Source organism: Polaribacter sp. M10, assembly GCF_054968445.1.
In genome coordinates this window covers 25,408-49,195 of the sequence record NZ_JBSSBG010000010.1, presented here as the reverse complement: position 1 = coordinate 49,195, position 23,788 = coordinate 25,408, and the positions used below count along the sequence as shown (strand labels likewise).

Genomic DNA, 23,788 nt, shown 5'->3' with positions numbered 1-23,788 from the left:
TTGTCATATTAGATGTAAGTATGAGCTTACTTTAACCATACCAATAATAAGAAATAACTTACATTTTTAATTATCTTCATACGGTTGCGTAAAAGATATGCTTTGTCTTTCCATAATTATTTTATTTGGTGTAAATCTACATCAAAATTGAATCTACTTTAAGTTTTTTTTGATAAAGCTAACTTCAGAATAAAAACAATAAAAATTAGAAGTTTTTTATTCAGATCATGCAATTTAAATTGCATGACTTTTTTTAGATTATTACTTTTCATAACGTTTTATTAACTTTGCTTTTTTAAATTTTTAAGCATGAGTTTAAACTTATCTCAGATAGATCGAGTAAAAACAATTACCAAAGAAGATTTTATAAAAAACTATTTTAAGCCACAAAAACCTGTGGTTATAGAAGAGTTTATAGAAGATTGGTCTGCCTATAAAAAATGGAGTTTAGACTATATAAAAGAAGTTGCAGGCGATAAAACTGTGCCTTTATATGATGATAGACCAGTAGATTATAAAGAAGGTTTTAACGAGCCACATGCTAAAATGAAAATGTCTGAATATGTAGATTTGCTAAAACGCGAACCTACAAAATTTAGAATTTTCCTTTGGAATATTTTAAAAGAAGTACCCGCTTTACAAAAAGACTTTTCTTATCCAGATTTTGGTTTGCGTTTAATGAAAGGTTTGCCCATGTTGTTTTTTGGCGGAAGAGATTCTTATACTTTTATGCATTATGATATAGATTTAGCCAATATTTTCCATTTTCATTTTGAAGGAGAAAAGAAAGTAATTCTATTTGATCAAAAACAAAATAAACATTTATATAAAATTCCTTTCTCATTAATCACCAGAGAAGATATCGATTTTAATAATCCTGATTTTACAAAATGGCCCGCATTAAAAAATGCTAAAGGTTATGTTACAAAATTAAATCATGGTAATATTTTATATATGCCAGAAGGTTATTGGCATTATATGAGATACATTACACCTGGTTTTTCGTTGAGCTTAAGGGCAATTGCAAGAAATCCGATAAATTTAGGCAAAGCTGTCTATAACGTCTTTATAATGCGTCCTGTAGATACTTTAATGCGTAAGCTTAGAGGTGAAAAGTGGATAGAATGGAAAAATAAGCAACCTTTATTAAGAAATATTTAATAATTGAAAAAAATTAGTTTAAGTGTTTGGTTTTAAGTAGATTCGTTGTAACTAAACAAATATAACTAACTTATGAAAGCTTGCCCAAAATGTAAATCTGAGTCTCGACACAGGTTAAAGAGAAAAGCGATTGTAAAAATTGTTCCAGGAACTAGGAGTTATGGATGTGATAGGTGTAATACTTATTATACCTGGTTTCCTTTAATTAATCGTACTTTAAGAGTCTAAAAAAGAACCTCGCGTTTGCGAGGTTTTTTTATTTAAAATACAAACTCATTTCTGCTTGTAATTCTTTGGCTTTTTTAGCAGCAGCTTCCGAAAAATCTTTGTCTTTAGAAGCGTAAATAATTCCTCTAGAAGAATTTATTAATAAACCAATAGTATTGTTTAAACCATACTTACAAACATCTTTTAATTTACCACCTTGCGCACCAACACCAGGAACTAATAAAAACGAATTTGGTACAATTTTTCTTATTTCTTTAAAATATTCTGCTTTAGTAGCACCAACAACATACATCAAGTTTTCAGCGTTTTTCCAGTTTTTAGAAGTTTCTAAAACTTGTTTGTATAATTCTTTATCATTAACTTTTTTGGTTTGAAAATCAAAAGCACCTTCGTTAGATGTTAAAGCTAACATAATAGTATGTTTGTCTTTAAAAGCTAAAAATGGTTCTACAGAATCTTTACCCATATAAGGTGCAACAGTTACAGAATCAAAAGCTAAATCGTTAAAAAACGCTTTGGCATACATAGTTGAGGTATTGCCAATATCACCACGTTTTGCATCTGCAATGGTAAAAACTTCTGGATAATTCTTATTTAAATATGCAATCGTTTTTTCTAAAGCCAACCAACCTTTTATTCCATAAGCCTCATAAAAAGCAGTGTTGGGTTTGTAGGCAACACACAAATGATGTGTAGCATCAATAATTGCTTTATTAAATTCAAAAATAGGGTCTTCTAAAGCTAATAAATGGGGTGGAATTTTATCTAAATCTACATCTAAACCAATGCATAAAAATGATTTTTTTAGATTTATTTGTGATACTAGTTGTGCTGTTGTCATTACTTTTGTTTAAAGTTTTACAAAAATACTATTTTAAACTTTTAAGATTTGTAAGAAACTAATTTTTTAATGGACAAATTTAATATGAAAAAAATCTTTATTCTATTTGCTGTTTTATTATTGTTGAGTTGTTCAGAAGATCCAAAACAATTTTCTGAAGAAGCCAACCTAGAAATGTTAGTGGGTTTAGATAAATCTAAAATTACTTTAAGAGAAGTTTTATATCAACATAAAGGAAAAAAAGTTTTAATAGATGTTTGGGCTTCTTGGTGTAAAGATTGTATTGTGGGTTTCCCGAAAGTAAAAGCTTTGCAAAAAGAATTTCCAGAGGTGGTGTTTTTATTTTTATCTGTTGATAGAAGTAATCCTTCTTGGAAAAGAGCCATCAAAAAATATAATTTAGAAGGTATTCATTATAATTTGCCTAAAGGACAAAATGAAGGCGATTTTGTCGATTTTGTGAATCTTGGATGGATTCCAAGGTATATGGTTATTGATGAAAAAGGAGAAATTTCTTTGTTTAAAGCCACAAATGCATCAGACAAAAAAATTATTGAAGCTCTAAAAAAATAATAATACATCGTTTTAGTAAGTATTTGTTTTTCTACATATTATTTTGCGTATCATTTCTTAAATTTACAGAGTAATAAAAGTATATAATTATGAGACAAAAGATAGTAGCTGGAAACTGGAAAATGAATAATGATAAAAATCAAACTGAGGTACTTATTAGTGGTATTAAAGAAGAGATTAAAGATTTAGCATTAGAGAACACAAGAGTTATCATTTCTCCATCTTTTATAAATTTAGAATCTGCTGTAAAAAGTACTGAAGATTCTAAAATTGAAGTTGTTGCGCAAAATATGCATCAAGCAAAAAGTGGTGCTTACACAGGTGAGGTTTCTGCAGATATGTTAAAATCAATCAGTATAAAAACGGTTATTTTAGGGCATTCAGAAAGAAGAACTTATTTTGGTGAAACAGATGAGTTACTTGCAGAAAAAGTTAATGCAGTTTTAGAAAATGATTTAGAAACTATTTTTTGTTTTGGTGAATTGTTAGAAGATAGAAAATCTGACAATCATTTTAACGTTGTAGAAAGTCAGTTAAAAAATGCGTTATTTCACTTAGAAGCTAAAGATTGGGCAAGTATTGTTTTAGCTTATGAGCCAGTTTGGGCAATAGGTACAGGAGAAACTGCTAGTCCAGAACAAGCACAAGAAATGCATGCATTTATTAGAAGTATTGTAGAAAAGCAATACAACAAAGAAGTTGCAGATGGCGTTTCTATTTTATATGGTGGTAGTGTAAAACCTGCAAATGCAGAAGAAATTTTCTCTAAACCAGATGTAGATGGTGGTTTAATTGGTGGTGCAGCATTAAAAGCGTCAGATTTTTCTGCAATTATAAAAGCGATTTAAAAGAACTTAAATTTAAAACCAATAAATTTGCGTCAAGATTTAATTCTTGACGCTTTTTTTATGATGGATAATATTTATATAGAATACAATTTTACGGTAACACCTAAAGAACCTGCAACAGAAATTTTAATTGCAGAATTAGGTAATGTGGGTTTTGAGAGTTTTGTAGAAAACGAAGTTGGAGTTACTGCTTACATTCAGAAAGAAGAATATTTTGATGATATTTTAAACGATATTTTTGTTTTAAATTCAGATGAATTTCAGATAGATTATCAAAAGAAAGAAGTTGCACAAACCAACTGGAATGCAGAATGGGAAAAGAATTTTACACCTATTCAGGTGGATGAATTAGTGAGTATAAGAGCTCCTTTTCACGAAAATCCTAATCTTGCATACGACATTGTAATTGAACCAAAAATGAGTTTTGGAACTGGGCATCATGAAACCACACATATGATGATTCAGCATTTATTACAATTAGATTTAGACAATAAATCTGTATTAGATATGGGATGTGGAACAGGAATTTTAGCCATTTTTGCTGAAATGAAAAACGCTAAACCTATTGATGCTATTGATATTGATAACTGGTGTTACGAAAATTCTTTAGAAAACGTACAACGTAACAATTGTAATCATATTTCTGTTTACAAAGGTGATGCAACACTTTTAAAGGATAAAAAATATGATGTTATTATTGCCAACATCAACAGAAATATTTTATTGATGGATATGAAAACGTATACAAGTTGTTTAAATGAAAATGGGGTGTTGTTGTTGAGTGGTTTTTATAAAGAAGACATATCAATTATTGATGAAGAAGTTTCTAAATACAACTTAAAATTAGAAACATTTATTGAAAGAAATAATTGGGTTGCATTGAAATACAATAAATTGTAATTTTGTTTATATGAGCACAAAAGAAAAAATTAAAGAAGAAGTAGACGTTTTAGAGCAAAGAACAAATCAGCATGAAATTGTATTGCATAATGATGAGGTTAATACTTTCGATTTTGTAATAGAATCTCTAATAGATGTTTGCGACCATACTTTAGAACAAGCAGAACAATGTACTATTTTAGTGCATTACAAAGGAAAATGTACTGTAAAATCTGGTGAGTACAAAGATTTAGAACCAAGATGCTCTAAATTGCTACAATTAGGTTTATCTGCAGAACTTGTATAACAAATATGGAAAACGTTTTAAAGTACTACGAATTTTCAGAATTTTTTAAAGATAATTCTGAAACTTTTAATGGTAATGAAATTGCTTACACAGAATTAAATGAAACACATTTTTTAATTTTCGAAAAAAACAATGCAGCCTATAATTTATATGTTTCTAAATATAAACAACAAAAAGATATTGGAGTTAAACCACCAGAAATACTAGAGATTTTGGTAGAAAATTACGACAAAAGTATACCAGAACACAGAATAGCCATAAAGCAATATTTAAGTTAAAACCTGAGAATTTCTCAGGTTTTTTCTTTTTTTAAAAACAATGTGACTTATTAAATTTTCTGGTGTCTTATAAATAGAGAACAATACAAGAAATAGAAAAAAGAAAAAGATAGTAGTTAGTTTTTATACTAAGTTTGGTTAGACGAAAAAGCCCTTAACACTTGTTAAGGGCTTTTTTTAATCTAATATTTCTTTAACCATACCATAAATTAGCGTGTCTTTTTCATCTTTTATATCGCGCCATTTCATCACTTTTAATTTTATCATTCTTCCGTCTTTACTAATCGATTCTTCTATATTTTCTATTTTATTTCCTGTAATGGCTACAGCCACATCATTTTCGTAATAACGTTGTGCAATCTTCTTAGGAAAAATTTCAAAATTATTTTTTCCAATTAAACTATATCTATCGTTGTTAAAAATATGTCCAAATTTATCTACATAAACAGGATTTATGTACTGAATAACAAATTCGCCTCCTCTTTTTACCTTTTGCCAAACAGGTAGAGGGAAATCTTCATAATTACTATTAAAAATAATCATGTTTTGTTTTATATGTGCACTTTTTTCTTGTAAAGTAGCGTGTTTAATTTTTACTTCTTGGTTTTCTGATCTTAAAAAATAAGTAGAAACCGTTAAAAGCAATAAAGATGCATTGGCAATAATTTTACGCTTTTTCTCTAAACTTGTAATTTTAAGTATGAGGTTTTTCGATTTTACAGCTAGCTTATTCATATCTTCTAGTTTTAGAGTTTATAAAATAATTAGTTGCATTTGTGTTTTCTATCCTTACAAAACTAAAACTTGTATGGTTGTTTTTAGATGATAAAACGTTGATACGACATTGCAGATAATTTAGGATTTGATGCGTAATTTTTGTGTTCATTTTAGGGGAATTTTAAGGGGTTTTGTAATTTTTTATCTATTTAGTTAGGTATTATTTCTTTAACCATACCAAAAATTAGAGTGTCTTTATTGTCTTTTATTTCTCTCCACTTTATAACTTTAAGTTTTAAGATATTACCAACTTTATCAAATGCTTTTTCTAAGCTTTCTACTTTAAGTCCTGTAATAGCAACAGCAATATCATTTTCATAATAGGTTTGTGCTAATTTTTTAGGAAAAATTTCAAAATTATTTTTTCCAATCAAAGCATATTGATCATATTTAAAAGTATGTCCGAATTGATTTACATACTCAGGGTTAATGTATTGAATAATAAATTTATCGCCTCTTTTTACTTTTTGCCAAACAGGTAGAGGAAAATCTTCATAATTACGGTTAAAAATGATCATATTTTTTTTTAAACTTTTACTCTTTTCTTCTAGTCTAGCATATTCAACTTTAACTTGCTGGTTTTCTGTTCTTAAAAAATAAGTAGAAGCGGTTAAAAATAATAAAGAACAATACGTAATTATTTTATGCTTTTTCTCTAATCTCGAAACATTAAACAGTACTTTTCTTGATTTTAAAGTCAACTTGTTCATATTTTTTCATTTTAGAATTGGTAAAAAGTAGAACAAGCATAATCTGTTTTATAGTTTAGATTAAAATTAATTTTTGTTAAAAGAAAATATTTCTTTTTTGTTTTTGGGGTATTTATACTATCCATAATTTAAGGGGTATTTGGATTTGTTTATTATTTATATCTTCAATTTATGTTTTTAAAGGGGATCATTTCTTTTACCATTCCATAAATCAAAGTGTCTTTGTTATCTTTTATTTTGCGCCATTTTATCACTTTAAGTTTTAATAGATTGCCATTAACATCTAAAGTTTTTTCATCACATTCCAATTCATTTCCATTTATAGATACTTCAATGTCGTTTTTGTAATAAATTTCGGCAATATCTTTAGGAAACAATTCAAAATTATTTTTTCCAATAAAAGCATATTCATCTTTATTCAAGTTTTTTCCAAAAATATTTACAAATTCAGGGTTTACATATTGCATTATAAACTCATTACCGCGCTTTATTTTTTGCCAAACAGGCAAAGGAAAGCCTTCGTAATTTCTATTAAAAAGCACCATATTTTGTTCTAGGTTGCTACTTCTTTCTTTCAAAATTTTATAATTACCTTTAACATTTTTGTTTTCTGTTCTTAAAAAATAGGTAGATACCGTTAAAAATAGTAAAGAGAAATAAGTAATTATTTTATGCTTTTTCTCTAAATTAGAAAAAGTAAAAAATATTTTATGAGGTTTAATAACTAACTTTTTCATACACTTTCAATTTTATTGGTCTTAGATCAAGAGCATTAATAAAAAATCTATTTTCTAAAAAAATAAATTCTAATCTTAATGCCTTAAGATTGCTTGTTCTGTACTGCTTATGCTTATTGATAAAAGTTTCAAAGAAATTGTTTGATATCCTTAAAAATAAGTTCAGCAAAGAATAAACCGCCAAAAATAGATTGAAAATAAAAAAGTTTGTTTTAGAATTATTTGTTTCAGCAGATTTTTTATAGCTAAAATTTTGATTTTTAACTACAAGAAACAAATGTTCAATAAAATTAGTTTTTATATGATCCATAACTGGGGGAATTGGATTGTTTAAATAACTAATTATCTATAATCATTATAGATAAATGTATTTTCAAATATATATATTAAAATATGTATCTGCAAATATTAATTTGTTTTTAATAAACCTTATTTGTTTTATTTATGAATAATATAACTTTAAGATTGTTTAATTCATAATATTTTTATAAAGTGTGGTTTTTATTGTATTGGTAGTAATATTGTATTCGTTTGTAAAACATAAAAGGAAGCTTAAATTAGAGAAAAGCGGCGTACATTTTAATTAAATGGAATGAGATTAAGATTTTTCTAGATAATATTCTTCATATAAATTTCTAAAACTGCTATTATATTGAGTTCTGTCTTATGCTATCTAAACATATAAAGTTGATTTTTATTATGAGATTACAAAAAAGAGAACTCAATTAGTAATATTTAAATTGCAATAAAATTAAAATTTTTATATGTCATATAGAGTATAATTTTTTTTAAACATGTAATAACGGACCTTTAAAATCAATAAAAAATGGTGTAATAGAAGGGAAAAATCAGGATTTCTGCAAATAAAAAAAAACCAGCATTTACAAAAAACTTGTAAAGTGCTGGTTTTGTGGTGACCATGCTAGGATTCAAACCTAGAACCTCTTGAGCCGTAATCAAGTGCGCTATTCAGTTGCGCCACATGGCCATTAAGCGGCTGCAAATATAATATCATTTTTTTAAATTAGAAAGCCAATATTCATTTTTATGAATTTATTTTTTCTTTATAATCCATTAATATCTTTTCTGCATTTTCTAAATCATCATTTAAAACATGTAATTCTACAGCTCCCATAGACTCTCCATAACCTGCTAGCCTTGCAGATTCGAACCTGTCTTTAATAATATATTTAATGTTTTCATTTTCTAACAAATGTTGTAAACCACGAACTATAATATTGGTGTTTGTAAATAATTTAACATAAGAAGTATCCATAATTTTAGGTTTTTAGTCAAGTGAATTTTTAGTTACAAAAGCTCTAAAACCAATTATAGCTAATTGTAATTTTGTAGCCTTAGAAATATCCAGCCCCTTTTTTGTAAAAGAAGGTAAAATAGCCTTATTAATTTTAGCCAAAGTTTTAAAAACTTGCTTTTTCATTTCAGTTAGATTAGTCGTCAAATTTAATGAAAAATAACAATTCTAAATTTTAGTAAAGAATTGTTTTTAAACCAAAGCGAATTTTTAGCAGTTCTTAATTAGTAATTAGATTTTTTTTTTAAGTTTTTCATAGTCAATTTTTTAATGTTTTAAAGTAAAATAAGAGCAATAAGATGAGCAATAAATTTAATAATGTTAAGAATAAAAACAATCATAGTAAGTGTATTTAAAAGTTAGTAATTTTGGTTATTTGTGTATTTGTTTTTTGAATATACAATGATTGAAATATGCTGTCCAAAGGATTATATTAAAAGTTTTTAAATTGATTTAAGATATAAAATCAAAAAAATGATATTTGTTTTAATATGTAATGGTTAACCCTACAAAAACCTTACTGATATATTGTTAAAAGAGTGTAAATAGATAAAACTGTAATAAAGTAAAGCAATTATTTTATAGTTTTTAGAAGAGTAAAGGAAAAGCCATAAAATTAAAGAGGTAATAAGGCTTTTTTATTTTTAGTACTCTCTAGAAAGTGATAAAAATGTATCTTCGCAAAAAAGAGAATAAATGAATTTTTTACTAATTATTGGAGGTTTATTTTTATTGGTTTTTGGAGGAAACTGGTTGTTGAAATCTGCAATAGCGATATCATTAAAATTAAACATATCTAAAGTTGTTGTGGGTATGACAGTGGTTTCTTTTGCAACGTCTGCTCCAGAACTTATTGTAAGTATAAATGCAGCTTTAAACGGAGCTTCTGATTTGGCATTAGGTAATGTAATTGGTTCTAATATTGCAAATTTAGGCTTGGTGTTGGGTATAACCTTATTGTTAGGAAAAATGCAAGTAGAAAAAAGCTTTTACAAAACAGATTGGCCAGTAATGATGATTGCATCTTTCTTATTATTTTTATTTTTAGCTAACGATCATATCATATTACAATACGAAGGTGTTTTACTATTTGCCTTTTTAATACTTTTCTTAATTTATCTTTTACGAACTCAAAAAAACATAGAAATAGAAGAGTTAGAAGATGAGGTTACTTTATCAAGTATTAAAACTACACTCTTTTTAATTCTTGGAGGTTTAGGGCTTTGGGCTGGTTCAGAATTATTAATAAAAGGAGCAACAGCTTTGGCTTTAGATTTTGGAGTTACAGAACGTGTAATAGGAGTTACAGTAGTTTCTATAGGTACAAGTATTCCAGAATTAGCAGCATCAATAATTGCTGTTATTAAAAAGGAAAAAGCCATTTCTTTAGGTAATTTAATTGGTTCTAATATTTTTAATATTCTTGCAGTAATTGGGATTACATCTATAATAACTCCTATCTCTTTGTCTGATGATAGATTGCTAACCAGTGATATTTATTGGATGTTAGGGATTTCTTTTATTATTCTACCAATGGTTTTATTGCCAAAAAAATATACATTAAACTTTAAACAAGGAGCTGTTTTATTAGCAGCCTATTGTGTGTTTATCTATTTAACTTTGTAAAAGTAATATCTCTTTTTATTTTTTTTCTGTGGATGATTTTCAGATATAAAGTCAAAATGCACACTCCAAATAATTGAAAAAGCGCCGTAAAATAAGTGCTAGATAAAGAGACTTGGTAAACATCCTAAAATATAGGAATGTTGTATTTTTGAAAGGTAAAAATCATCTTTATGAAGTATTCTTTAATTTTATTATTTACACTTTTACTAGCTTCTTGTACATCACAAGATAAAAGACCTTTACAAGGTGTTACTGAATATCAACAAAAATTAAATGCGAGTTATAAAGATGCTACAACATCGCCCTTAAAAAAGAAGGATTTAAAAAACTTTAAAGGGTTAGATTTTTTTCCTGTAGATTCTACATTTATTGTTACTGCTAAATTGATAAAAACAGAAAATGCACCAATTTTTCAAATGGCAACAACTACAGACAGAAAACCATTGTACAAAGAGTATGGAAAGTTGTATTTTACAATAAAAGGTAAAGATTTAGAACTTACTTTATACCAAAGTCAAGACGATTTAAACGATGCTACTTACAAAGATTACCTGTTTTTGCCATTTACAGATGATACTTCTGGAAATGAATCTTATGGAGGTGGACGTTATATGGATGTTATGCTTTACGATATTAATGCAGACGGAACAGTAATTTTAAATTTTAACAATACGTACAACCCTTATTGTGCGTATAATGATAAATATTCTTGCCCATTAACACCAAGAAAAAATCATTTAGATATCGAAATAAAAGCGGGTATAAAAGCTTTTGATAACCATTAATTAATTGCTTTAAATGTATAAGCAAACAAAACATACTCAATACTTTTTTTTATTGATTATATATTGGTTATAAATTAAAATTTAGAAGGGTAAATAAAGCATAATTAGTTTAAGAATGATTTCGATTTGCATAACATCTTCTAAAATCGTAACATTACGCTAGAAAAATTAGAAAATGCAAGAAAATAAAAACTTATCTGAAATAGAAATAGAAGATCAAAAAATTATAGAGAACAAAGAGTTGAATCTTTTAGAATCTCTAATTCCGGTAATTATTTTAATGTGTTTGTTGGCTTATAATATTTTTTTGGTTGAGGATCAAGAATGGTTAGGTGGTTACACAAATCAATATATATTATTAATGGGTGGCGTAATTGCAGCTGCTGTCGGTTTTTATAACAAGGTATCTGTAAAAACCATGATAACTGAAGTTTGGGAAAACTGGAAAAGTGTTTTTGTACCTATAATGATTCTTTTTTTAGTAGGCGCATTAGCAGGTTCTTGGTTGGTAAGTGGTATAATACCAGCAATGGTTTATTATGGATTGCAAGTTTTGAGTCCTGAAATTTTCTTGCCAGCATCAGTAATAATTGCAGCCATAATTTCGATTGCAACTGGTAGTTCTTGGACAACTTCTGCAACAGTAGGTATTGCATTAATTGGTATTGGTAGTGCTTTAGGAATCCCAACAGGAATGATTGCAGGAGCAGTAATTTCTGGGGCTTATTTTGGCGATAAAATGTCTCCACTTTCTGATACTACAAATTTAGCGCCAGCAATGGCAGGTACAGATTTGTTTACACATATTAAATATATGGCCTTTACAACTGTGCCAACAATTGTAATTACATTAGTCGTTTTCGGAATTTTAAGCAGTACAATAGATACTTCTGGTAATGCAGATATTAGTAATTTATTAGCATCTATAGACAATACATTTAATATAACACCACTATTGTTTATAGTTCCTGCAGTGGTTATAGCAATGATTTTAATGAAAACGAAGCCATTATTGGCACTCGGAATTGGAGTTATATTAGCTGCTACTTTTGCCTTTATTTTTCAAGGTGATGTATTACTGAGTTTGTCCGATTCTAAATTCAATACTGTGATAACTTCTATTTTAACCGAAACTAGCATAGAGACTGACAATGAAAAATTAACAGAACTTTTTTACGCTGGTGGAATGAACGGAATGCTATGGACAATTTTTCTAATAATCTGTGCAATGGTTTTTGGAGGTATAATGGATGCAATTGGTGCTTTAGCTAAAATTACCAAAAGTTTGTTGTCTATAGCTTCTTCAATCTTTGGGTTATTTGCAAGTACAGTTGTAAGTTGTTTAGGATTAAACATTGTGGCATCAGACCAATATTTGGCGCTTGTAATTCCAGGTAAAATGTTTAAAAAAGCGTATGAAGATAAAGGTTTAGCACCAGAAAATTTAAGTAGAACTTTAGAAGATTCTGGTACTGTAACTTCTGTTTTAATTCCATGGAATACATGTGGAGCATATCAATCTAGTGTTTTAGGTGTTGGAGTAGGAGAATACTTTTTATATGCCATTTTTAACTGGTTAAGTCCATTTATGACCTTGCTTTTTGCAGCTTTTAATCTAAAAATTAGAATGCTTAGAGATAAATAATGATTGTTGTTGCAACAACTCCTGATGCAAGAATACTTACAGAAATTGCTTTAAAATCGAAAGCTTTTTGGGGGTATTCTAATGATGATTTAGAAAGTTGGAAACCAGATTTAACAGTTTCAGAAACAATGATTAATGAACTGTTTGTCTATCAATTTATGTTTGATGATACAACTGTTGGTTTTTACATGTTAAATCCGCCAAAAGAAAAAGCAATTGAATTAGAGATGCTTTTTGTTCTTCCTGATTTTATAGGTAAAGGAATAGGTAAACAATTGTTAGTGCACGCAGTTCAAAAAGCAAAAAAATTAGAAGCGAAATACATAACAGTAGTATCAGACCCAAATGCGGCTGCTTTTTATCAATCACAGAGTTTTGTAATTATTGATAAAAAACAAAGTTCAATAGGTGGTCGTTTTTTACCAGTGATGAAGTTAGATTTATAAATTAAACATTAAAAAGTAAAACAGAAAGCAATCTTTTATGTACAAACAATTAAAGTTTTTAATTTCAAGGTTTAAAGAGTTTTTATCGCAAAAGTTTCAAAAATATGATGGTAAAATCCCTTATTTAGTTACTGTGATTATTACTTTAATAATTGTTATTTACGGAATTAAATTTTTTGTAAAACTCACCAAGAATTTACACACAGATGTGCTATCAGAATTCGATACTTCAGTAAGCGATTATATTACAAGTTTTAGGTCTGATGGTTTAACTGCCTATTTTAAATTTGTTACAGATGTTGGAGATACTTTTGGGTATTTAGCTGTTTTATCAATTTGTGCTATCTTGTTTTATCTCTTTTTTAAAAATTGGAAATATGTATTACAACTATTATCAGTATTAACTCTTGCATTAAGTTCAAATTTAATTTTAAAACAATTAATTAATAGGCAAAGACCTACTTTAGAACACTTGGTATCTGTAAAAACATTGAGTTATCCAAGTGGTCACGCAATGACAGCCATGGCTTTTTACGGGTTTTTAATTTATTTGATAGTTACTTTTAAAATCAATAAACTTTTAAAATTTAGTTTAATTAGTGTGTTTATATTATTGATTTTAAGTATCGGAATTAGTAGAATATATTTAGGCGTACATTTTCCTTCGGATATTGTTGGTGGTTTTGTAGCCGGATTTATTTGGGTAGTTTTCTGTATTTTAATTTTGAATCTTTTTAAAATATTTAGAGAAGATCCGAACACGATAAATTTATACTGATTTTTTGCGGTAAACTAAGTTTAAAACTCCTGAAACTAACAGAAGTATCCAAGGGGAACCGTGTAAAAGAACATCGAACCAATCTTGTGGTTGTAAACCTTTTTGGGCATCAAAGGCATTCCCTCCTAAAATCCATTGAATTTTCCCCCAAATATGTGGCGGATTAAAAGGAGCTAAACCCAAGGTTAAACTCGCAATTAAAAAGAGTTTCCAATTATTTTTAAGTTGATCTTTCATCTCTTCTAAGTTTATAACTTTTATAAATAGCAAAAATAAACCCTATTATTGTATGTAGAATTAATGCAAATATTAATCTAAAAAAAGCACCTAAACCATATTCATCATGGCTCCATAAATATTTGCCTCCGTAATTTATAATACTAAAATAAATTGCAATTAATATTAGGTTTAAAAAAGCATACCAATATACATATTTCCAATAAGATAAAAGGTAAATACTAAACAACCACATTGCTATGATAAAGAAAATAAATAAAAGTATATACATAACATTTTATTCAAAAAAATTGCTAAAAACCCCTATTAGTATTTGTTTTGAACGCAGTCTAAATAAAAAGAATTTAGCTCATAACTTTTATATAAACCAATTCCAAACCAAACCAAAACGAATGGTAAAATCTCTATAAGGATAGTTAGGTGCCGAAAAATAATTCTTTTCTGCAAAACTAGAAGTTACATTATCTATTTTAAAGTAAATTCGAGTTCTACGTACTCTTGCATTAAAGAACACATCAAAAGTTGGGTAGCCAATTTCATCCGTATTTTGTAGCGTAAATTCTGCCAATAAAGGGTTATAAGCATTGGCATTATATTTGGTAAAGTACTTAAACGTAACTCCAATATTTACCAACATTGGTTTTCCTTCAAACCATTCATCAGTATAATATAAAGTATTTCTAGTAACAAATTCTGGTACTCTAAAAACTTCTGCACCACTAGTAACATTTTGATACATAACAGTGTTGTCTAATCCTAATTTCCAGAATTTAAACTCTCTGTTTGCTTTAACCTTTAAATAGGTTATTTGACTTCCATATTGTTGAGGTAGATTGTTTTCGTCAAAATACGTGTAATTGTCAATATTGGTAAAGTTTAGATTGGCATTTATCAATTTAGAAGTAAAAGCAAAACCTAAATCTCTTGTGTTTACGTTGCTGAAATCGTTTTGCCAATTGTAAGCATCATATTTACTTTGATGTAATAATGTATTAAAATTAGGCGATTTAGAACTTAATAATAAACTTCCTTTTAATCCAAAAAGACTGTCTTTTAAATACACAGCTTCACCTTGTAAATGGCTTCCAGATAATCTTCCAGAACCAGGTGTTAAAGCTGCATCAGCATTTAATTGAAAGTTTTTAATTTTGGCATTCCAGTCTGCACCAACAGAAATTGCATTTCCTTCTAATTTTAATTTATTAATAGTGCTACTCGTATTTAAAATAGTGTCATAACCGTATTTGTAGCTAATAAGATTTGCCTTTGCTTTAAACTTCCCCAAAACATATTTCGAATTAAATTCAAGATTTAACTCATTGTTAGTTATTGAACTTTCGGCTTTGTTATCAGTGGCACCAGAAGCATTAGCAGATCCAAAAATGTCTGTTGTAGTTGAGGTTTGATTAAAGCTATAAAACTTGTTTTCGCTAGTAAAAACGTGACCAACTTTTAAATTAGTAAAATCTTTATCGTTAATTGTGTCTTTGCTAGATAGTATTTTATAACTATGTTCTAGATACACTCTAGTACCATCAAACTGACTTTCTGCATCAGTTAAATTAACATCTAGTCTAGAACGTTGTTCAAAATCAGGATCTTCAGTAATAAAATAATTTAAAGCATCTTCTGTTAAACCTCCACTTTCTTCATGAAAAAAATCTTGAGTAGTTAAATGTCCTCTAATTTCATATTGGTTTTCTTTGGTTCTATAATGAAAAGCACCTCTAAAATTACCATTACTTACTAAAGATTGTCTGTACGCACCTAAAGATCGTAAACCTTTATACGAAAGCGAAACATTTAATCTTCTCGAAAAATTTAAAGTAAAAAGTGCATCAACAACTTGCCCTTGTTGCAAACCAGTTCTGTATAAAATTTCGGTTGTTGGTGTAGGTACTTCGTAATATTTAATGTCTTCTACATCTAAATAACTTACTTGTTTTGCGCTAAAACCAATATCCGGAAACTGACTAACATTATCAAAACTATAGCCTAAATTATTAAAAGTCTGTCCTTGGTTATGGAACTCAAGCAGCTCAAAATTATCTTTTCTAAGATAATTGAATTTGTATTCTTTTTGTAACGTTAAAGTAGTGTCTATGTATGTGGTATCTCTTTTGTGCGAAAATATTTTGTAATCTGTGTACTTTGTTTTACCAGATAAAATTACTTTGGTTTCGTTAGAATTGTTTAAAGTATCGTTTTTAGAGTTTCCAAAAGATCCTCCTTCAATTTGTTGTCTTATTCGCTGACCAAATATACTATTAGAGCAAATAAGTAGTAAAAGAATGTAAAAAAGCTTTTTATTCATAGTAGATTAATACAAGGCAAATGTAAAATAATTAAACGAAAAGTATCGTTAATAATTATGCTGAAATCTGTTAATTAAATATTGTTTTTCTAAGTTTTGCAAAAATTGTCTTTCCTGTAAATTTTATAATCAACTTGATTATAGAACAATAATTTAAAAGAAAAAGATTTCTTTTCTTTGTAAAATGTTACAATCAAATTTTAGTGGTTTTACTTTAGAAGCAGGTACAGACGAAGCTGGTAGAGGCTGTTTGTCTGGTCCTGTTGTGGCTGCAGCTGTTATTTTACCAAAAGATTTTACACATCCTTTTTTAAATGATTCCAAGCAATTGTCAGAAAAAAAGAGAGACGAATTAAGACCTTTTATAGAACAAAATGCTTTGGCTTTTGGGGTTTCTTTTATTTGGCAAGAAGAAGTTGATGAAATAAACGTACTTCAAGCTTCAATTACAGGTATGCACAGGTCTTTAGATCAACTAAAAGTTACGCCAGAATTTATCATTATAGATGGCAATAAGTTTCGTAATTATAAAGACATTCCACACAAAACTATTGTAAAAGGCGATTCAAAATATCTAAGTATTGCAGCAGCATCTGTGTTGGCAAAAACCTATAGAGATGAGTATATGGCTAAAATTCATCAAGAATTACCCATGTACAATTGGCAAAAAAACAAAGGTTACCCAACCAAAGAACACAGAAATGCCATTCGTGAATTTGGTGCCACAAAATACCATAGAAAAACATTTAAGTTGTTGCCAGAACAATTAAAGTTGAAGTTATAGTTTTTTTTAGAAGCTATTTCCTGCTTTCACTACTCGCTTTTTTTGCTCCAAAAAGCAAAAAAGAGCTCAAACAAGACGTTCAATCAGGGCTAAACTTGTTTGCAAACTTTAGTAAATAACTTCAAATTATTTAAAAAAGTTCAACTATTTTTACGCTCCAAATTTCTAGATGATGATTAAAAAAACAAGAGCCGAAATCACCAAATGCATTTTACACAAAGTTGCTAATAAATTCAATAGCGGTCAAAATGTGCTTTCAGAAGATTTAATTCGTTTCGATCAAGAAGGTTACGATTTAATGAAGAGTTTTTTATTAAAACCATTTGGTAGTTTAACACAAAGTTATCGTTTTTCTCATCATGCAGATGTGCGTTTAAATGAGTTAAATAATTATGCATCCGAAGTTTTTAAAGACGAAAATACGTTTATAGAATACTCTAAAAACATTGTAAATCATTTGTACGAACAATCGAATTCTGCTCAAATTAAAACAGGAGATGTAATTGTAGTTTTTATAGAGGGTTTAGAGTATAAAGATGTTTTAACAGAGGCAATTGGAATTTTTAAAATCGAAAATAAGGTCGATTTTTTTCAGACCTATTTAGATGACAATGATAGTTTTGATGTTGTAGTTCAAAAAGGAATATCAACCAAAAGAATAGATAAAGGTTGTTTAATTTTAAATACATCAGATACAGAAGGTACAGTTGTTTTTTCTGTAGATAACAACAATTACGATGCTCAATATTGGATTAAAAATTTCTTATCTGTAAAATTAGCAGACGATTATAACTCACATACTCAGAACTATTTAGAATTGTGTAAAGAGTTTTCTGAAGAGGTTATAAAACCAGAATTTGGAAAACACGAACAAGGTAATTTCTTAGCAAATACAGTAGATTATTTTAAAGAACACGAAGCTGTAGATTATCACGAATTTAAAGACGAAATTTTTGAAGAAGACAAACACAAAGACTTGTTCGAAGATTATAAAAAACACTACGAAGATTTAAATGATGTTTTAATCCGTAATAATTTTGATGTTTCTGGAGTTGTTTTAAAGAAAGAAAAAAGCAAGTTAAAAACAGAAATAAAGTTAGATACAAACATCAGCATAAAATTAGATGTAGACGCACCAGATGCAGCCTCAGAATATTTAGAAAGAGGTTATGATGAAGAGAAGAAAATGAAATATTACAAAGTGTATTTTAACGAAGAGAAATAGGTTTGTTAGTTATTAGTTATTAGTTGTTGGTTGTTAGTTAAGCAAAACTATCTACTTCCATCAACCACAAACCACAAACCATTAACCACTAACCATTAACCATTAACCATAAACTCATCAACCTCAAAAAGTGTTTTAAAATGCTTTAAAATTTTAGTTTTTACTTCTTCTAAATCAACCTTTCTATTCAACTCAGCTTCCATAGAAGTAACTGCTTTACCTTTAATTCCACAAGGAATAATATTATCAAAATAACCTAAATTTACGTTAGCGTTTAAGGCAAAACCATGCATGGTTACCCATCTAGAAGAACGAATACCCATTGCACAAATTTTACGAGCAAAAGGGGTGCCAACATCAAGCCAAACACCTGTTTCACCTTCGCTTCTTGTGCCTTTTATTCCATATTCTGCAATGGTTAAAATAATGGTTTCTTCTAATAAACGCAGGTATTTATGAATATCTGTAAAGAAATTTTCTAAATCTAAAATTGGGTAACCTACAATTTGTCCTGGGCCATGATAGGTAATATCTCCACCTCTGTTAATTTTGTAAAAAGTAGCTCCTTTTTCTTTAAGTTGATTTTCATTCAACAGTAAATTACTTATATCACCACTTTTTCCTAGCGTGTAAACATGAGGATGCTCTACAAACAAAAAGTGATTTTTAGTAGTTTTTTGCAAGTCATTTCTACGATTAGAAATCTTAACGTCTACAATTTCTTGTAGTAATTCAGTTTGATAATCCCAAGTTTCCTTGTAATCCTTAACTAATAAGTCTTTTAATTCGATGTTTCTGTTCATAATCTAAAGTACAAAGGTAAATATTTCATTATATTTGGAGGGCTTATATTTAAACGATATTATGAATATTAAAAGTCCCCTTTTTTTATTATCAACAGTAATTTTTTTATTTGGACCTAAAATAATTGCGCAAGAGAATTGGCAAAAGATTTCAAAAACAAAATACGATAAGGATGAAACCGCTGTTTTTAGTAAAAAACATTCTCCTAAAGAATATAAATTGGTTTCTTTAAACTTAGAAAGTTTTGCTTCTAATCTTAAGGCAAAATCAAAAAACACAAATACTATAGTTCAATTGCCTGATGCAAATGGAGAAATGAAAAAATTTGTTGTAACAGAATCATCAAATTTTGAGGTAGAATTACAAGAGAAATTTCCAGAAATAAAATCATATTCAGCACAAGGAATTGATGACCCTACAGCAATTGCAAAAATTAGTTTAGGTACAGATGGTTTTCATGGGGTTATATTTTCTGGTCATCACGAAACAACTTATATAGACCCTTATTCCAAAGACAAGCAAGATTATATTGTTTACAACAGAAATACAATTTCTAAAGAAGAAGATTTTGAATGCTTGGTAGAAGAAACTGCTAATAAAACATTGTTTTTTTCGGATGTTGCAAAAAATGCAAACGATGGTAAACTAAGAACTTTTAGATTGGCACTAGTTTGTAGTGGAGAGTATGCGCAATTTCATTTAAATCGGCAAAATGTGTCTTCTACAGCAACAGATGCTGTTAAAAAAGCTGCAGTTTTATCAGCAATGAACACATCTATAACAAGAATTAATGGCGTTTTTGAAAAAGATTTAGCCGTTAAAATGGTAATTGTGGCAAATAACGATGACGTTATTTTTTTAGATGAAGACACAGACAATATAACTGATGGTAATGCTGATACTATGATAAACGAAGTGCAATCGATTTGCGATTCTGAAATTGGTACTGAAAATTATGATATTGGTCACATTTTTAGTGTTGGTGGAGATGGTTTGGCTGGTTTAGGAGTAGTTTGTGTTTCTGGCCAGAAAGCAAGAGGAGTTACAGGAATAGCTTCTCCAATTGGAGATCCTTATGATATTGATTTTGTAGTTCACGAAATAGGACATCAATTTGGAGCAACGCATACACAAAATAACGATTGCAATAGATCTAGTGCAACAGCTGTAGAGCCAGGAAGTGCTTCTACAATAATGGGCTATGCAGGTATTTGTTCTCCTAACGTAGTTGGTACTGGAGCTGCTACTGGTAATAGCGACGATTATTTTCATGCAGTTAGTATAGCACAAATGTGGAGTCATATTCAATCTTCTGGTAGTTGTGCTGTAACCACAAATACAAACAATGCTGCACCAACTGCAAATGCGGGTTTAGATTATTCTATCCCAAAATCTACACCTTTTAAATTAGAAGGTGTAGCAACTGATGCAGATGGTTTAAGCTCTTTAACGTATAACTGGGAACAAATTGATAACGAAGTGGGAACAATGCCACCTTTAGCAACAAACTCTGTTGGACCAATGTTTAGGTCCTTGCCATCGCAAACTACACCAATTAGATATATGCCAAAATTGGCAACCATAGTGGCAGGGAGCTCTTCTACAACTTGGGAAGTTTTGCCCTCTGTAGCTAGAGATTTAAATTTTTCGTTTTTAGTGAGAGATAATAATGCTGGTGGAGGAAGTACAGCTAGAGATGATGTTAAAATTACGGTTACAGATGATGAGGCCTTTACAGTAAGTGCTCCAAGTACAGCTGTTTCGTGGGATGTTGGTTCTGCACAAACCATTACTTGGAAAACTGGAACTACAAATCAAGCACCAATTAATTGTACATCAGTAAATATTAGATTATCTACAGATGGTGGAGTTACTTTTCCTATTTTGTTAAAAACTAATACAGCAAATGATGGTTCAGAAAGTGTTATAATTCCAGACAATACAACAACTACAGCAAGAATTATGGTTGAAGCTGCAGACAATATTTTTTATAATGTTAATAACACCAATTTTACTATAAATTCCACCACACCAACATTTGTTTTAAATAATAATACTGGTAATCAGGTAGCTTGTAATTCAGGTGATGATACCGTAGACTATACTTTAAATTTCGATTTTGTAAATGGTTTTTCAGAAACGGTTACACTATCTGCTACTGGTCAACCATCAGAAGCCACAGTTGTTTTTAATCCAACAACCATAAATAGCGATGGCAATGTAACCATGTCTGTATCTAATTTAGATGGTAAAACAGCACAAGATTATACAATTGCAGTGCTAGGTTCATCAACAAGTATTACTCAAAGTTTAGATGTCGATTTAAAATTAACATCTTCTAGTTTTAATGAAATTACACTTACATCCCCAATAAATGGAGCTACAAATATTGACTTAACAGGAGATTTAATTTGGGAGGCAAACTCTAATGCTATTTCTTATGACGTACAAATAGCCACAGAAGCTGCTTTTACAAATATTGTTTCTTCGGGTAATGTTACTTCAAATACATACACAACAAATAATTTATCTGGGTTAATAGAATATTTTTGGAGGGTAAAACCAAAAAATGACTGTGGAGAAGGCTCTTATTCTGATGTTTTTAGTTTTACAACATTATCACCCAGTTACTGTAATTCTACTTTTACAGATGAAGCTGATGGGGCAGAACATATTACAAATGTAACCTTTGGTACTATTAATAATACTTCTGACAATGATATGAATGATGGTTATGAAGATTTCACAAATTTAAATACCAACGTTTTAAGAGGAGATACACATCAGGTAAGTGTTACGTTAAATACTGCTGGTTATCAAGATCATTGTTTTGTTTTTATCGATTGGAACCAAGATTATAAATTTGATAATAATACAGAAAGGTATGATCTTGGAACTGAATTGAATGATGTAGGTACGCTAACTTTTAATATTACTGTACCAAGTGATGCGAGATCTGGAAAAACTAGAATGAGAGTTGTTATTGAATATGATGATCCTGCAGATGGCTATGGGTTAGGTGCCTGTGATGATGATCATCTTACAGAATGGGGAGAAACAGAAGATTATTCAGTAACTGTGGCAGAAGTGGATGGTTATTCAATTTTAATAACATCTGAAAGTTGTGTAGATGCGAACGATGGTATTATTGAAGTAGAAAACAAGCAAGATGGTTTCACCCGACAGTTAACCATTATTGGCCCATCAACAAACATTAATCAAGCATTTAATTCTAGTGATTTTATTTTAGGTGATGCTGCTCCTGGAAGCTATGAAATTTGTATTACTACAAATACTTTAAATGTAACCAATTGTTTTGAGGTTGTTATCGAAGAAGCTGAGCCAGTTAGCTTAAAACTAACGCATTCAAAGTCATCAAGTACATATTCATTTAAAATAGAAGAAGGTACACCTCCTTACAATGTTTATTTAAATAGCGAATTAATTACGGTATCTAGTGAAAAAGAGTTTGATTTAGAAATTACTGAAACAGGAAAGTTAGAGGTTAAAACAGCAAAAGATTGTGAGGGTATATTTCAGAAAAGTATAGGTGATGTTATTTTAAAACAAAACCCTGTAAGCAACTTTATAGAGCTACAATTACCTTTGGGAATAGAAGATTTAACGATTGAAACTGCTATTTTTGATATAAATGGTAAGCTTATTTTTAGAAAAGAATTTAAACAAGATAATGGAGTGTTACAAATTCCATTTCAAGGTTATGCTAAAGGAATTTATATTTTAAAGTTATCTATAGTAAACACCTCACCAATTAAAATTTTAAAACGATGAAAAAAGCATATATAAAATCATTTTTGTTAATGGGTCTTTTTCTGCTTGTAAATTGTTCAAAGAAGGCAAATCAGGCTCCTAGTGTAGTAGATTTGCTCTTTCCATCAGAAAATTTACTGTGTATAGAAAATACCATTACATTTGATTGGACAGAAGCAATTGATCCAGAAAATGATGATTTAGAATATAACTTAATTGTAGCCAAAGATAGAAATTTTGCAGATGTTGTAGAAAATAGAACCATTACTAATAGTCAAATTGAAATTACATTAGAAAAAGAAACTGCTTACTATTGGAAAGTAGATGCTTTAGATATAAATAATAACTTAGGTAGCTCTTCGCAGGTTTTTGCATTTTATACAAAAGGAGATGCAGAGAAAAACTATGTGCCATTTACATCGCAATTATTAACACCAAATAATAATACTATAGTTTCTGATGGTACTTTACAATTAACTTGGAAAGCTGGAGATCCTAATTTTAATGATGTGTTATCTTATGAAGTATTTTTTGGCGAAAATACAGATCCTGCATTGGTAGATAATAATGTAACTACAGAAAATTTTTCGGTTAGTGTAGTCTCTGGAAGAACCTATTTTTGGAAAGTAAATGTAAAAGATGAAAATGGAGCTAAGTCTATAGGGCAAATATGGTCTTTTACAGTTAATTAACAAATAAAAAAAAGCCTCATCAAATTT

At 29.0% G+C, this 23,788-nt stretch carries 27 protein-coding genes and 1 tRNA gene; 15 read left to right on the top strand and 13 right to left on the bottom strand.

Annotation, left to right across the window (positions count from 1 at the left end; genetic code table 11):
• Positions 1–309 precede the first annotated feature (309 nt).
• Entirely contained in the window at positions 310–1,161 is an 852-nt protein-coding gene (locus ACWYN7_RS10570; RefSeq protein WP_462859900.1) for a cupin-like domain-containing protein, read from the top strand.
• A 256-nt stretch (positions 1,162–1,417) separates the two neighbouring features.
• Here ACWYN7_RS10570 and pyrF read toward each other — a convergent pair whose 3' ends face one another.
• On the bottom strand, positions 1,418–2,230 hold the full coding sequence (gene pyrF / locus ACWYN7_RS10565) for an orotidine-5'-phosphate decarboxylase (protein ID WP_462859899.1): 813 nt from the start codon (positions 2,228–2,230) through the stop codon (positions 1,418–1,420).
• Between the two features lie 84 nt (positions 2,231–2,314).
• On the opposite strand from pyrF, the gene ACWYN7_RS10560 reads away from it, so the two are divergent.
• The 5 genes from ACWYN7_RS10560 to ACWYN7_RS10540 all read left to right on the top strand — a co-directional run bounded on the left by ACWYN7_RS10560 (position 2,315) and on the right by ACWYN7_RS10540 (position 5,115).
• Positions 2,315–2,803: a TlpA family protein disulfide reductase gene (locus ACWYN7_RS10560; protein ID WP_462859897.1), complete on the top strand. Its 489-nt coding sequence runs from the start codon at positions 2,315–2,317 to the stop codon at positions 2,801–2,803.
• An 89-nt stretch (positions 2,804–2,892) separates the two neighbouring features.
• On the top strand, positions 2,893–3,651 hold the full coding sequence (gene tpiA / locus ACWYN7_RS10555; RefSeq protein ID WP_462859896.1) for a triose-phosphate isomerase: 759 nt from the start codon (positions 2,893–2,895) through the stop codon (positions 3,649–3,651).
• Between the two features lie 63 nt (positions 3,652–3,714).
• Entirely contained in the window at positions 3,715–4,551 is an 837-nt protein-coding gene (gene prmA / locus ACWYN7_RS10550; protein ID WP_462859962.1) for a 50S ribosomal protein L11 methyltransferase, read from the top strand.
• Positions 4,552–4,561: 10 nt separating this feature from the next.
• Positions 4,562–4,837 carry an ATP-dependent Clp protease adaptor ClpS gene (locus ACWYN7_RS10545; RefSeq protein WP_068355603.1) on the top strand — a complete coding sequence of 92 codons (276 nt, stop codon included), beginning with the start codon at positions 4,562–4,564 and terminating at the stop codon, positions 4,835–4,837.
• 5 nt (positions 4,838–4,842) lie between these two features.
• Positions 4,843–5,115 (top strand): hypothetical protein, encoded by a 273-nt coding sequence (locus tag ACWYN7_RS10540; RefSeq protein ID WP_462859895.1) that lies wholly within the window; start codon positions 4,843–4,845, stop codon positions 5,113–5,115.
• 177 nt (positions 5,116–5,292) lie between these two features.
• On the opposite strand, the gene ACWYN7_RS10535 is transcribed toward ACWYN7_RS10540, so the two are convergent.
• The 8 genes from ACWYN7_RS10535 to ACWYN7_RS10500 form a co-directional block, all read right to left on the bottom strand.
• Positions 5,293–5,850 carry a hypothetical protein gene (locus tag ACWYN7_RS10535; RefSeq protein WP_462859894.1) on the bottom strand — a complete coding sequence of 186 codons (558 nt, stop codon included), beginning with the start codon at positions 5,848–5,850 and terminating at the stop codon, positions 5,293–5,295.
• The gene (locus tag ACWYN7_RS10530) at positions 5,843–6,001 is read right to left on the bottom strand and encodes a hypothetical protein (protein WP_462859893.1); all 159 of its coding nucleotides are present in this window, start codon (positions 5,999–6,001) and stop codon (positions 5,843–5,845) included. The genes ACWYN7_RS10535 and ACWYN7_RS10530 overlap by 8 nt, the downstream gene beginning before the upstream one ends.
• 40 nt (positions 6,002–6,041) lie before the next feature.
• A complete protein-coding gene (locus tag ACWYN7_RS10525) occupies positions 6,042–6,602 on the bottom strand; it encodes a hypothetical protein (RefSeq protein ID WP_462859892.1) in 561 nt (186 codons plus the stop codon).
• A 164-nt stretch (positions 6,603–6,766) separates the two neighbouring features.
• Complete coding sequence (locus ACWYN7_RS10520) at positions 6,767–7,339, bottom strand: hypothetical protein (RefSeq protein ID WP_462859891.1); 573 nt, start codon at positions 7,337–7,339, stop codon at positions 6,767–6,769.
• Positions 7,320–7,649 carry a hypothetical protein gene (locus ACWYN7_RS10515; protein ID WP_462859890.1) on the bottom strand — a complete coding sequence of 110 codons (330 nt, stop codon included), beginning with the start codon at positions 7,647–7,649 and terminating at the stop codon, positions 7,320–7,322. The genes ACWYN7_RS10520 and ACWYN7_RS10515 overlap by 20 nt, the downstream gene beginning before the upstream one ends.
• 601 nt (positions 7,650–8,250) lie before the next feature.
• A tRNA-Arg gene (locus ACWYN7_RS10510) sits at positions 8,251–8,327 on the bottom strand.
• Between the two features lie 57 nt (positions 8,328–8,384).
• Entirely contained in the window at positions 8,385–8,615 is a 231-nt protein-coding gene (locus ACWYN7_RS10505; protein ID WP_462859889.1) for a putative signal transducing protein, read from the bottom strand.
• Between the two features lie 12 nt (positions 8,616–8,627).
• Complete coding sequence (locus tag ACWYN7_RS10500; protein WP_462859888.1) at positions 8,628–8,780, bottom strand: SsrA-binding protein; 153 nt, start codon at positions 8,778–8,780, stop codon at positions 8,628–8,630.
• A 570-nt stretch (positions 8,781–9,350) separates the two neighbouring features.
• Between ACWYN7_RS10500 and ACWYN7_RS10495 the strand changes: the two genes are divergently transcribed.
• From ACWYN7_RS10495 to ACWYN7_RS10475, 5 genes are all read left to right on the top strand, one after another.
• Entirely contained in the window at positions 9,351–10,280 is a 930-nt protein-coding gene (locus tag ACWYN7_RS10495; protein WP_462859887.1) for a calcium/sodium antiporter, read from the top strand.
• 170 nt (positions 10,281–10,450) lie between these two features.
• Positions 10,451–11,065 (top strand): DUF1684 domain-containing protein, encoded by a 615-nt coding sequence (locus ACWYN7_RS10490; protein ID WP_462859886.1) that lies wholly within the window; start codon positions 10,451–10,453, stop codon positions 11,063–11,065.
• 175 nt (positions 11,066–11,240) lie between these two features.
• Positions 11,241–12,710: a Na+/H+ antiporter NhaC gene (nhaC, locus tag ACWYN7_RS10485; RefSeq protein ID WP_462859885.1), complete on the top strand. Its 1,470-nt coding sequence runs from the start codon at positions 11,241–11,243 to the stop codon at positions 12,708–12,710.
• Positions 12,710–13,156 (top strand): GNAT family N-acetyltransferase, encoded by a 447-nt coding sequence (locus ACWYN7_RS10480; protein WP_462859884.1) that lies wholly within the window; start codon positions 12,710–12,712, stop codon positions 13,154–13,156. Before nhaC ends, ACWYN7_RS10480 begins: the two co-directional genes overlap by 1 nt.
• Before the next feature lie 37 nt (positions 13,157–13,193).
• Positions 13,194–13,934 (top strand): phosphatase PAP2 family protein, encoded by a 741-nt coding sequence (locus ACWYN7_RS10475; protein WP_462859883.1) that lies wholly within the window; start codon positions 13,194–13,196, stop codon positions 13,932–13,934.
• On the opposite strand, the gene ACWYN7_RS10470 is transcribed toward ACWYN7_RS10475, so the two are convergent.
• The 3 genes from ACWYN7_RS10470 to ACWYN7_RS10460 form a co-directional block, all read right to left on the bottom strand.
• Positions 13,926–14,171 (bottom strand): hypothetical protein, encoded by a 246-nt coding sequence (locus tag ACWYN7_RS10470; RefSeq protein WP_462859882.1) that lies wholly within the window; start codon positions 14,169–14,171, stop codon positions 13,926–13,928. The genes ACWYN7_RS10475 and ACWYN7_RS10470 overlap by 9 nt on opposite strands.
• On the bottom strand, positions 14,155–14,442 hold the full coding sequence (locus tag ACWYN7_RS10465) for a hypothetical protein (RefSeq protein WP_462859880.1): 288 nt from the start codon (positions 14,440–14,442) through the stop codon (positions 14,155–14,157). Before ACWYN7_RS10465 ends, ACWYN7_RS10470 begins: the two co-directional genes overlap by 17 nt.
• Before the next feature lie 87 nt (positions 14,443–14,529).
• Positions 14,530–16,485, bottom strand: a complete 1,956-nt coding sequence (locus tag ACWYN7_RS10460) for a putative porin (protein WP_462859879.1) — start codon at positions 16,483–16,485, stop codon at positions 14,530–14,532.
• A 184-nt stretch (positions 16,486–16,669) separates the two neighbouring features.
• On the opposite strand from ACWYN7_RS10460, the gene ACWYN7_RS10455 reads away from it, so the two are divergent.
• Positions 16,670–17,269, top strand: coding sequence for a ribonuclease HII (locus ACWYN7_RS10455; protein ID WP_462859878.1), 600 nt, complete (start codon positions 16,670–16,672; stop codon positions 17,267–17,269).
• A gap of 172 nt (positions 17,270–17,441) precedes the next feature.
• Complete coding sequence (locus ACWYN7_RS10450; protein ID WP_462859877.1) at positions 17,442–18,494, top strand: nucleoid-associated protein; 1,053 nt, start codon at positions 17,442–17,444, stop codon at positions 18,492–18,494.
• A gap of 95 nt (positions 18,495–18,589) precedes the next feature.
• Here the strand turns inward: ACWYN7_RS10450 and lipB are convergent, their stop codons facing one another.
• Positions 18,590–19,297 carry a lipoyl(octanoyl) transferase LipB gene (gene lipB, locus ACWYN7_RS10445; RefSeq protein ID WP_462859876.1) on the bottom strand — a complete coding sequence of 236 codons (708 nt, stop codon included), beginning with the start codon at positions 19,295–19,297 and terminating at the stop codon, positions 18,590–18,592.
• 61 nt (positions 19,298–19,358) lie between these two features.
• Here lipB and ACWYN7_RS10440 point away from each other — a divergent pair, with 61 nt between their 5' ends.
• The gene (locus ACWYN7_RS10440; protein ID WP_462859875.1) at positions 19,359–23,090 is read left to right on the top strand and encodes a reprolysin-like metallopeptidase; all 3,732 of its coding nucleotides are present in this window, start codon (positions 19,359–19,361) and stop codon (positions 23,088–23,090) included.
• Positions 23,087–23,761: a hypothetical protein gene (locus tag ACWYN7_RS10435; protein WP_462859874.1), complete on the top strand. Its 675-nt coding sequence runs from the start codon at positions 23,087–23,089 to the stop codon at positions 23,759–23,761. The genes ACWYN7_RS10440 and ACWYN7_RS10435 overlap by 4 nt, the downstream gene beginning before the upstream one ends.
• Positions 23,762–23,788 lie beyond the last annotated feature (27 nt).